The sequence below is a fragment of the Flavobacterium bizetiae genome, assembly GCF_902804475.1.
Lineage (GTDB): Bacteria > Bacteroidota > Bacteroidia > Flavobacteriales > Flavobacteriaceae > Flavobacterium > Flavobacterium bizetiae.
Genome location: NZ_CADCSU010000093.1, coordinates 1 through 10,298, shown reverse-complemented (window position 1 = coordinate 10,298; position 10,298 = coordinate 1). Strand labels below are relative to the sequence as shown.

Below are 10,298 nucleotides of genomic sequence, written 5' to 3'. Positions count from 1 at the left end.
TTACACTCAAAAGATACAAAAAAAAGGAGCAGAAAACATTTAGCTTCTACTCCTTTTAATTAACAATCATTCCTAAAGAAGGACTTTTTCAGTGTCCTCGACAATATCGAATGGCTTTTTTTTTGGCTTAAACTTTTTGTGTATCTATATAGTAAGACTTGTGATAAAATTCATGAGTCTTTTTTTTGGTTCATTTTAATAAAAAAAGTCATATTTAACAAAAAGTGTTATTCGGACACTTTTATTAATAAGATAAAAACCAAAATATATTTTGCTAATTGTTTGATTTTTAAGAGTTAAATTTTATCAAATGAGACGCTCAGAAGCAAAATAAAGCATTTTTATTGTTTCATTTTATAAAATGAAACAATGTCAGACCGTATAAATGATATTCTTAGACTTTTTATTAGTTAATTTTGAGATAGTTAAATAAAAGTTAAGAAAATTCTTGTTTCAATTTTCCCCCAAATAATTTTCAAAAACTGAAATAAACAAGATTTTTAATGTTTCCTGCACAAATCAATTATTAGTAATGTTTTTCTCTTATTCGAGGTTGATTAATAAAAGAATTATTAACAAATTTTATTACCATGAAACAAAGTAAACTTAAAAATGGAATTAGAAATTCGATAATACTATTTGCATTGGCTTGTTTTTCGATAACGCAAGCACAGAATACAAAAAAGCCCAATATTCTTATAATTTGGGGAGATGATATTGCTACTACAAATGTCAACAACTTTATTTTTTAATGATAAAAAAACGTTTCATTTTTCGGCTTTGGCTTCTTATGAAATCAACGGAAAAAAGAAAGATACCGATATTAAAACAGGAGATCTTTTAAGTATTGAAGGAGGTTTGGGAAAAACATTTTATATGATGAATGCTGAAAAAACGGCTCCTAAAGGAATTTTAAACGCAGGATTGATTTATTATTTACAATATAAAGTAACAAACGATCAAATACCGGTTCCTGTTTTTGGCACTATCGAGACCGATAAAGATCGTGTTGGCGGCATAGGAGCTGAGGTAAATTACTTTCATATTGGGTGTAGTACTTCTGCAGGATTCCGCTGGATAGCTGAGGTCGAAGCGATAAACAGATTTCAGGGAAATACATTTTTTCTAACACTCGCACATGTGTTTAGTTTCAAAAAAAAATAGTCAGCAACTACTAAATGCTGCTTTTTTTATGGAAGTGAATAGTTTTGAATGAATGCAGTACAATCTAAATTACTTTAAATGAGAAATACATATTCAGATTATAGTATGAAAAACACGAAACTCTTTCAGAAAATTATTCTCGCCAATCTTTTCTTTATCTTATCATGTACTTCAATGATGGGACAAAAACCTCATATTAGCGTAAAAGATTCTCTCGACGGAGCATTCGATTTAAGCGATTATATTATTTATGCACACGGTTTTATCGTTGTTCCCACACTTATTACCGAGCCCGCTCTGGGAGGAATTGGAGGTGCGGTGCTTCCTATTTTTCTAAAAAAACACGATCCGGTTATTGATGAAAACGGAAAGAAAAGACTCGTAGATCCTGATATCACCGGAGCCATGGGAATGTATACCGGTAATAAAAGCTGGGTTGCGGGTGCCTTTAGGGCAGGAAGTTTTATAAAATCACGCATTATGTATCGTGTTGGGGCCGGTTACGGAGATGTAAACATGTCTTTTTATGAAAATTTACCCAGCGGAAAAGATAAAGAAATAGACCTTAATTTTAAATCCTTTGTTTTTTACTCCCGGGTTATGAAGCAATTTCGAAACGGAAAATGGAGTGCAGGGCCACAATATTTTCTGTTAGATTCTAAAATTAATTTCCCTGATTTAAACAATCTTCCATCTTTTGCCAATCTAAAAGATATTAATAGTACCGTCAGTCAGTTAGGGGCAGCGCTTCAGTTTGACGGACGGGATAATATTTTTACTCCCGATAAAGGAATACGGCCTCAGTCAGACTTTTTTTGGTCAGATAAGGCGATAGGCAGTGATTATCAGGCCTGGCGGTTAAATTTATCAGCAATAGGTTATTATCCTTTAACTAAAAAATTAATTGGAGGGCTCAGGCTCGAAGGAGAACAGGCTTTTGGAAATCCCGCTTTTTATCTTCGACCTGGAATTAACCTGAGAGGAATTCCCGCTGCCAGATATCAGGGTAAAACCAGTATCGTTACAGAAGGCGAGTTAAGATGGGATTTGTACAGACGATGGAGCCTTATGGGATATGGAGGCGTTGCAAGCGCTTTTAACGATTGGGACAAAGCCTTTGCTAAACCAGTTGTATACAGCTACGGAACTGGTTTTAGGTATTTATTGGCCAGAAAATTCAAACTTCGTATGGGAGTTGACGTTGCAAAAGGGAATGAAGACTGGGCCTATTATGTAGTGTTTGGCAGCAATTGGTTACGATAACAGAATTACAATTAGTTAGTTTATATAGTAAGAGTCTCAATAGAATATTTTCTATTGGGACTTTTGTTTGTACATCAATAAAAACCTGAGAGGATAGGTTTTTAAATAAAATGTACCATTAAATAAAAAAATAAACTTATCTTTTAGCTACACTAATCCTGATACAGATATGAAAGATATAGCAAAACGTTTTAAAGAAAATCCTTTATTATCGCCTTCTGATATACCCGCAAGCAGAGAAGGATTAGAAATTACCTGCCTCCTAAATCCGGGAGTATTTCAGTTTGAAAATAAAACCTGGCTCGTGGTAAGAGTTGCCGAAAGACCGCGACAAAAAGAGAACCTAATTTCTTTTCCGATACTAACAGAAACGGGCGCAATTAAAATAATTGAAATTCCTAAAAATGATCCTGACTTAATAGCTACTGATGCCAGAGTAATCAATTATAAAGGAGTTGATTATTTAACCACATTATCGCATTTGAGATTGTTGTGTAGCGAAGATGGGCATAAGTTTTACGAGCCTGAAAATTATCTCCCTCTTGTGGGCGAAGGCATCTTAGAAACTTTTGGCATAGAAGATTGTCGTGTTGCATTGATCGAAGGAACCTATTATTTAACCTTTACTTCTGTATCAGACAATGGTGTTGGAGTGGGTTTAAGAACCACAACCGACTGGAAAAATTTTAAAAATCACGGTATGATATTGCCGGCACACAATAAAGATTGCGCCATTTTCGAGGAAAAAATAAATGGTTTGTTTTATGCCTTACACCGCCCGAGTAGTGTAGATATTGGCGGTAATTACATTTGGTTAGCATCATCTCCTGATGGTATTCATTGGGGAAATCATAAATGTATTATTAAAACCAGAAAAGGATTTTGGGACAGTAAAAGAGTTGGCGCAGGAGCCGCCCCTATAAAAACAGACAAAGGCTGGCTGGAAATTTATCATGGCGCCAATGAAAATCATCAATACTGTTTAGGCGCTTTTTTAATGGATCTCGAAGATCCTTCAAAAATTATTGCCCGAACTCTTGAACCCATTATGATCCCGACTACAAATTATGAATTAAGCGGTTTCTTTGGCAATGTAGTATTCACCAACGGTCATATTATTGAACCGGATGGCGATACTGTTACCATTTATTACGGAGCATCTGATGAATTTGTTTGCGGAGCACAATTTTCGATAAAAGATATTTTTTTACTTTTAAGGGATTAGTGCGGCTTAAAAAGCAACAAACAAATCCACCAGATTTGGAGATTTATTTCTTCCAGTAAGGAAGAATGATCTTGTTTTCTTTACGACTTAAAATCAATAATATGATAGCTCCTATTGCACAAAAAGCAATGGCTTGTATTGATCCTTCAGGGCCAAATGCTCCACCGGTAATAAATTCAGGTCCTTGTATTTTAGCTTCTAATAAGCTGTTGGTTTTCTCGTTTCCGGATGTGATCGCGCCAAAAATCCCTGATTGGGTAAAATTCCATGCAAAATGCAAAGCAATTGGCATCCATAAACTACGGCTGTAAATAAATGCAGCTCCCATCAAAAAACCTGCAGCTGTAATACATATTCCCGAAATCAAAGTACCGTTTGGATTTGCAAGATGCAAAACGCCAAATAGTATCGACGAAATGGTCAAAGAAATATAGGTTCCCAGTTTTTCTTCCACAATTCTGAATATAATCCCACGTACCAATATTTCTTCGATAATAGCCACTGTAAACATAAGGGCAAACGGAATCAGGATAAACGAAATTGGGTTGATGTTTACAACGCTGTAATTTCCGTTGAGGTACATTACTGATATAGTAAGTGATTGTAATACAAAACCAATTGAAGCGCCTATAATAAGATTTTTTGCCAATCCTTTTGCAGCAAATTCTGTTACGGTTCTTTTGTCATATTTTTTAAAGAAAAGAACATAACTCCAAACACATGATGCCGAGACAAAAAGTCCTTTGAGAAGATTGCGATAATCTTTGTCGAGCGAAGTTAACCCTAATAATTTTACGGCAATTTGCTGACCAATAATTACAACCGCCATAAAAGTCAATAAGGCAAGAATAATTTTGGTTACAGGAGAATTAAAAGTTCTTTGTTTTAAAGTAAGCGTTTCCATCTGATTTTGTTTTATGATTTAATGATGGAGCAAATGTAGCAGACATCAAAACCAAAAAATAGAATGAAATTTGCCTCTCTTATAATTTTTGAAATTGTTTGGGTAAAAATCCGGTTTGATTTTTAAAAGTTCTGATAAAATGGCTTTGATCTGCAAATCCGCATTGAAAACCTATTTCGGTCAGATTAATTTGGTTAGTGGTTATCAGCGAAAGCGAACGGTCTATTTTTATACGGCGCATATATTCGCCTAAAGTACAGCCAAAATATTTAGGAAAATGCTTGGATATCGTGATAGGATTTAAGTTTAAAACCTGAGCCAGATCCTGCAAATTCGGATTTTCGTTCCAGCAATCATTCAACAATTCGTTTAAACTCTTTACCCAAAACGGACTTTTTTCGTAGCGTTCTAAATGAGTATTCGCATTAGATAATTGAGCAAATAACATATTAATAGTATCGCCCGAAAAAGGATCGGCAATCATAGATTCTTTAAAAATCTTTAAAATCAAAAATTTAGTAAGCGTAGTATTCCGGATCGATTTTTCGATAATGGCTTCAGAGATCTGAAGTTCCTTTAGCAGATTTTCCTCTATTTCGATATTAATATTTTTAGACGGAAAAAGCGTGTCCTGATTAAGATGCAATTCGTCGCTGTGGTAAAATAATAACGAACCCGGGCCTACAACCGTACTGGAGTTTTTTCGTTTTTCGGCCGTTCCGCCTTTCAGGAAAAGTGTTATGTGCGCATTATTATGCGAATGCCATCCTTCGTAAACCTTTTGCTGATACTCTGTTTCGACAACCGCAATGCCTTGCTTGTTGTTGAAGCTGTTTTTGGTATTACCCAAATATTTTTCTTTTTCGAGTTCGAACATTTTTCAGGATTAGGAGTGGCATTTATAGCAACCAAATTACTATATATTTATTAAAAGTAAAAATCATTTGTTTTTGATTCTGTTTGAGTTACGGTTTTGCATATTTTGTAAGAGATTATAGCTTAATAAAAATATTTTGTAAATATTAACGGTTAAACCTTAGCTTTTTTGTATAAAATTTAATTGTTTTGTAACAAAAAATAAATTACGACAACTAATTTATTAAATCATTAAATATATATTATGAATACATTTTCATTCAAATCAGTACTTGCTGCTTCGGTTTTTTTTGTTGGAGCAACCGGCTGTTTTGCACAAGACATTTTAGTGAATTCACTAAAGCTGAATGCAAGCGAAAAAAGTAAAGAAAACTTTAAATTTACTGACGTAATCAATTTAGGAACAACTTCTGTAAAATTACAAGGTTCTTCAGGAACATGTTGGAGTTATTCTACCAACTCTTTCTTAGAGTCAGAAATGATTCGTTTAGGAAAACAACCGGTAGAATTGTCTCAGATTTACTCAGCAAGAAACGTTTATGTAGAAAAAGGTGTTAATTATGTTCGTATGCACGGCGCTGTTACTTTAGGTGACGGAGGGGCATTGCACGATGTAATTAATATGTATAAAAAATACGGAACTGTACCAAGAGAAGTTTACACAGGATTAAACTATGGAACAGACAAAAATAAATTTGGTGAAATGGCCGCTATGATCGAAGGAGTTTTGACAGCTGTTGTTAAAAACCCGAACGGAGAATTAACGCCAAACTGGAAAAAAGCATACGCTGCAGTTATCGATTCTTATTTAGGAACTGTGCCGGAAAATTTTGCCTACAAAGGAAAAAACTACACGCCACAAACTTTTGCTAAAGAAATAGTGGGAATTAATCCTGATGAGTATGTAGAAATATCTTCGTTTACAACATCTCCGTATTACGAAAAAACAACGATGATGGTACCGGACAACTGGTCATTTGATCAGGTTTATAATGTAAAAGTAAACGACATGACCGATGTTATCGACAATGCTTTGAAAAAAGGATACACAGTAGCCTGGGCAACAGACGTAAGCGAGAAAAGCTTTAGCTGGAAAAATGGTGTTGCATACGTACCAACAAAGAAATTTGATGATATGACTGCCGAAGAAAAAGCAGACATGTTTAACGGACCAAAAGCAGAACCGGAAATTACTGCCGAAATGCGTCAGGCTGCGTTTGATAACTATACAACAACAGACGATCACGGAATGCACATTATTGGTCTTGCAAAAGATCAAACCGGAAAAGAATATTATATCGTAAAAAATTCATGGGGAGCAACAAACGACTACAAAGGTTATTTGTTTGTAACTAAAAACTTTGTGAAATATAAAACAACTGCTTTGTTATTAAACAAAGGTGGAATTCCAACTGATATTGCTAAGAAGTTAGGGGTTTAAGTTATTCCAGATTTAAAATAAATAGAAAAAGCGCTGCAAGTAATTGTGGCGCTTTTTTTGTTGAAATATTGAAAACGAAACTTATATGTTACGTTTAAACGTTTTTTTATGTGTGTTTATAGGTTTTGTAATATAATGAAATAAAATATTAACTATCTTTATATCAGTTACTTATATTGAAGTGATAATCTCGAACCATCATGAAAACGTATGGATTACTTTTTATAACAATTGTGTTTAATTTTTCTTTGAGCTGTTTCGGGCAAAGCAAAGACAATGCTCGCGATGTTACAGCAATTGAAAATGCAACCGTACGCTCTGATAATTCCTCAAAAGAAAATATGGTAATTGTAGGCTATTATGTAGAAGAAACCATCAATATGACTTTTGGCAAAAGAGTCACGAAATACGAAGTTTCAAAATTAGATATGGTGTACACCAATGACTTGGGGCCAAATAATACCAGAGTCGTAACACCAATATACAGAAAACCCAAAGTAAGAAGAGTTGATTTGGCTTTACAGTCAAAAACCTTTGTTGATAGCAGCGCCACAAAAATTTTACCAGTTAAAGTCGAAGTAATTGCTCCGGCAGAAGATCCAAAATATGTAACGATTGATGTAGTCGATACCTATGCGAAAGTTTTAGGCAAAGGGTACAAATCTATAGAGATGCTCACAAAAGTTGCAGACAGGGCTTATTTTGATGGTGATTTGGCCACAGCGGCTAAATACTACGAAGAACTGTTTGTTTTGAAAACAGATTTAGATGCCATGTATTATTATCGTTACGCCGAATCTTTAAAAGGCATCAATCAAATGGGCAAAGCAAATGAAGCAATGCTTTTGTTTGAAAGTAAAAACACAAGCAACAATGTAGTAAAACACAATAAATTGGTTAGGAATTAAATATCAATCTACAGATAATATTAAATCATTCAATTAACAATTTCCTATTTTATTTTCCAATTAATACTTCGTATTCTTTCGGTATTGTAACTCCATGAAAATGGTTCGTCAATCCGTACAATATTACAATTGTCATTAAAAAACCAAAAAGCAGGATTATTATGGATTGTTTTTGTGGTGACAAACCAAAAATAGATTGCTCCATTTTCTTGTTATGAATTGAAGCAATGTGTCCAAAAAAAGATAGAATGGCTAATCCGTAATAAGGGATAAGAAACAAGTTGAATGGAAATGAGTTTAATCCGGCTACTCCAAAATAAAAATTTGTATCAAGTTTTAAAAAAAGACGTCCGCTTAAAACGGCACTTAAATGAATGATAAAGAAAATGGCTAAATATAGTCCGGTCCATATCTGTAGTTTGTCAAATTTAGAAAGGACTAATTTTCTATTTGTTTTAAAAAGCTTCAGTCCTGAAATAATTTGAAGCACTACTGCTAATAATAAAATGGTCTCCACAAAAAGATTACGATAAAAAAGGCGTAAAGTATTCATCATTATAATGTGATCCTGAGCACCAAAAACGCTAATAAAATGATTGCATAAATGTAGCCCAACAAAAATCGTAATTGTGAGCCCTGATATGTAGTGAAGTTTCTTTATGGTCATTTCCTTTGTCTGTTTGATTAAAAAGAAGTAGAGAAATTATAAGGCAAAAAAAAAGACTATCGTATGATAGTCTTTTTTTTAAGCTCCCCCTCTTGGGCTCGAACCAAGGACCCTCTGATTAACAGTCAGATGCTCTAACCAACTGAGCTAAGGAGGAATCACCTTAAAGGTAAATATGTTTGCTAAAAAAAGTTGCTCCCCCTCTTGGGCTCGAACCAAGGACCCTCTGATTAACAGTCAGATGCTCTAACCAACTGAGCTAAGGAGGAAGATGTTGCTCTTTTTAGCGAGTGCAAATATAGATCATTTTTTAGATTCTCAAAAACATTTTTGCACTTTTTATTAATTTTTTTTTCTACTTGACAATCGCCTTATAAATATCGTTTCCGTTAGCAAACAAAAGTAGTGTTATAAGTAAAACGAAACCAACGATTTGGGCATTTTCAAGGAATTTATCGCTTGGTTTTCGGCCACTAATTATTTCGTATAATAAAAACATAACATGACCACCATCAAGAGCCGGAATTGGCAATAAATTCATAACTCCAAGCATAATTGATAGCAAAGCGGTGATCGACCAGAAAGTTTCCCAGCTCCAGGTATTCGGAAAAATGTTAAAAATCGCAGCAAAACCACCTACTTGTTTGTACGCTTTTGTTTCAGGATTAAAAATCATTTTAAGTTGTTTTCCGTATCCTACTAATTGATCCTTTCCTTTTGTTAATCCAACCGGAATTGATTCAAGGAAACTGTAGTTTTTAGTGCTTACTTTATAGTAACCTAATTTTTCTAAAGATTCGATATTTAATCCACCAACATTAACGCCTAATTTTCCTGCATCAGAAACTTTAACCGTAACAGGTACTTGTTTTAAATCACGTAACACAACAGCTGGAAGTGTTTTTCCTTTATTGCTTTCTAAGATAGCTTTAACCTGATCAAAGTATCTTGCATCCTGACCATTTAGGGTAATAATTAAATCTTTTGGTTTTAAAGCTGTATTTCCTGATTCTGGAGTAACAGCAGCAACAGCAAAAGGAATTCTCATTCCCACAAGCAATCCTTTTTCATATTTTGATAATTGATCGGCAAAATCATTCGGAATATTGATTGTTTCTTGTTTTCCCGCTCTTTCAATCAAAACTTGCTTCGCCAGAATAATATTCATGTTTAGCTCTTTGTCAAAATTTTCAACTTTTTTGCCATCAATCGAAATGATTTTATCTCCGGTTCTAAAACCAGCTTTAATCATCGCTGGATTTTCGATCAAAACACCATCTTTCAAATCAGCATTTGCTACATATGTATCGCCATAAGCAAACGCCATTCCTATATATATAATAAATGCCAGAATAAAGTTTACTGTAACTCCACCCAACATAATGATCAAACGTTGCCATGCTGGCTTAGAACGAAACTCCCAAGGTTGCGGAGGCAAAGCCATTTGGTCTTTGTCCATACTTTCGTCGATCATTCCCGAGATTTTTACATAACCTCCAAGTGGTAACCAACCAATTCCGTATTCGGTTTCGCCAATTTTCTTTTTTAACAGAGAATATTTAACATCAAAAAATAAGTAGAATTTTTCGACTCTTGTTTTAAATAATTTTGCAGGAATAAAATGTCCTAATTCGTGAAGAATAATAAGTAAAGATAAACTCAATAGAAATTGAGAGAGTTTGATAACTATATCCATTTTGTATTTTTAGTTCGTAATTTAACGCACAAAAGTAACGTTTTCTGATTTAATATAAGACCGCAAGATAATACTTAAGGTTTTAAATTCTTGTTAATAATTGTTTCCTGCATTATAAATTAAGAAAAGCTCATTTGCTTCTCTTTATATTAGT

The 10,298-nt window shown here is 34.0% G+C and carries 10 protein-coding genes and 2 tRNA genes; 6 read left to right on the top strand and 6 right to left on the bottom strand.

Features of this window, described 5'->3' with window-relative positions; all coding sequences use genetic code 11:
- Positions 1-590: 590 nt before the first annotated feature.
- The 4 genes from FLACOL7796_RS12235 (at position 591) to FLACOL7796_RS12220 (ending at position 3,652) form a co-directional block, all read left to right on the top strand.
- On the top strand, positions 591-752 hold the full coding sequence (locus tag FLACOL7796_RS12235; protein ID WP_173971059.1) for a hypothetical protein: 162 nt from the start codon (positions 591-593) through the stop codon (positions 750-752).
- Positions 730-1,164, top strand: coding sequence for a transporter (locus FLACOL7796_RS12230; RefSeq protein ID WP_173971058.1), 435 nt, complete (start codon positions 730-732; stop codon positions 1,162-1,164). The genes FLACOL7796_RS12235 and FLACOL7796_RS12230 overlap by 23 nt, the downstream gene beginning before the upstream one ends.
- A gap of 78 nt (positions 1,165-1,242) precedes the next feature.
- Positions 1,243-2,427, top strand: a complete 1,185-nt coding sequence (locus tag FLACOL7796_RS12225) for a BamA/TamA family outer membrane protein (protein WP_173971057.1) — start codon at positions 1,243-1,245, stop codon at positions 2,425-2,427.
- 169 nt (positions 2,428-2,596) lie between these two features.
- On the top strand, positions 2,597-3,652 hold the full coding sequence (locus tag FLACOL7796_RS12220; RefSeq protein ID WP_173971056.1) for a glycoside hydrolase family 130 protein: 1,056 nt from the start codon (positions 2,597-2,599) through the stop codon (positions 3,650-3,652).
- A 43-nt stretch (positions 3,653-3,695) separates the two neighbouring features.
- Here FLACOL7796_RS12220 and FLACOL7796_RS12215 read toward each other — a convergent pair whose 3' ends face one another.
- Both FLACOL7796_RS12215 and FLACOL7796_RS12210 read right to left on the bottom strand, forming a co-directional pair.
- A complete protein-coding gene (locus FLACOL7796_RS12215) occupies positions 3,696-4,556 on the bottom strand; it encodes a CPBP family intramembrane glutamic endopeptidase (protein ID WP_173971055.1) in 861 nt (286 codons plus the stop codon).
- 79 nt (positions 4,557-4,635) lie between these two features.
- Entirely contained in the window at positions 4,636-5,433 is a 798-nt protein-coding gene (locus FLACOL7796_RS12210) for an AraC family transcriptional regulator (protein ID WP_173971054.1), read from the bottom strand.
- Between the two features lie 243 nt (positions 5,434-5,676).
- On the opposite strand from FLACOL7796_RS12210, the gene FLACOL7796_RS12205 reads away from it, so the two are divergent.
- On the top strand, positions 5,677-6,873 hold the full coding sequence (locus FLACOL7796_RS12205; RefSeq protein ID WP_173971053.1) for a C1 family peptidase: 1,197 nt from the start codon (positions 5,677-5,679) through the stop codon (positions 6,871-6,873).
- A 200-nt stretch (positions 6,874-7,073) separates the two neighbouring features.
- A complete protein-coding gene (locus FLACOL7796_RS12200; protein WP_173971052.1) occupies positions 7,074-7,781 on the top strand; it encodes a hypothetical protein in 708 nt (235 codons plus the stop codon).
- Positions 7,782-7,830: 49 nt separating this feature from the next.
- On the opposite strand, the gene FLACOL7796_RS12195 is transcribed toward FLACOL7796_RS12200, so the two are convergent.
- The 4 genes from FLACOL7796_RS12195 to rseP form a co-directional block, all read right to left on the bottom strand.
- Complete coding sequence (locus FLACOL7796_RS12195) at positions 7,831-8,448, bottom strand: hypothetical protein (RefSeq protein WP_173971051.1); 618 nt, start codon at positions 8,446-8,448, stop codon at positions 7,831-7,833.
- 83 nt (positions 8,449-8,531) lie between these two features.
- Positions 8,532-8,605: transfer RNA gene (locus FLACOL7796_RS12190), tRNA-Asn, on the bottom strand.
- A 38-nt stretch (positions 8,606-8,643) separates the two neighbouring features.
- Positions 8,644-8,717: transfer RNA gene (locus tag FLACOL7796_RS12185), tRNA-Asn, on the bottom strand.
- A gap of 86 nt (positions 8,718-8,803) precedes the next feature.
- Positions 8,804-10,144, bottom strand: a complete 1,341-nt coding sequence (rseP, locus tag FLACOL7796_RS12180; protein WP_173971050.1) for an RIP metalloprotease RseP — start codon at positions 10,142-10,144, stop codon at positions 8,804-8,806.
- Between the last annotated feature and the right edge of the window lie 154 nt (positions 10,145-10,298).

What these genes read in the sequence shown, in the direction of transcription:
- FLACOL7796_RS12235 (WP_173971059.1), top strand. Translation starts at nt 591, where the DNA reads ATGAAACAAAGTAAACTTAAAAATGGAATTAGAAATTCGATAATACTA.
- FLACOL7796_RS12230 (WP_173971058.1), top strand. Translation starts at nt 730, where the DNA reads ATGTCAACAACTTTATTTTTTAATGATAAAAAAACGTTTCATTTTTCG.
- FLACOL7796_RS12225 (WP_173971057.1), top strand. Translation starts at nt 1,243, where the DNA reads ATGAGAAATACATATTCAGATTATAGTATGAAAAACACGAAACTCTTT.
- FLACOL7796_RS12220 (WP_173971056.1), top strand. Translation starts at nt 2,597, where the DNA reads ATGAAAGATATAGCAAAACGTTTTAAAGAAAATCCTTTATTATCGCCT.
- FLACOL7796_RS12215 (WP_173971055.1), bottom strand. Translation starts at nt 4,556, where the DNA reads ATGGAAACGCTTACTTTAAAACAAAGAACTTTTAATTCTCCTGTAACC.
- FLACOL7796_RS12210 (WP_173971054.1), bottom strand. Translation starts at nt 5,433, where the DNA reads ATGTTCGAACTCGAAAAAGAAAAATATTTGGGTAATACCAAAAACAGC.
- FLACOL7796_RS12205 (WP_173971053.1), top strand. Translation starts at nt 5,677, where the DNA reads ATGAATACATTTTCATTCAAATCAGTACTTGCTGCTTCGGTTTTTTTT.
- FLACOL7796_RS12200 (WP_173971052.1), top strand. Translation starts at nt 7,074, where the DNA reads ATGAAAACGTATGGATTACTTTTTATAACAATTGTGTTTAATTTTTCT.
- FLACOL7796_RS12195 (WP_173971051.1), bottom strand. Translation starts at nt 8,448, where the DNA reads ATGACCATAAAGAAACTTCACTACATATCAGGGCTCACAATTACGATT.
- rseP (WP_173971050.1), bottom strand. Translation starts at nt 10,144, where the DNA reads ATGGATATAGTTATCAAACTCTCTCAATTTCTATTGAGTTTATCTTTA.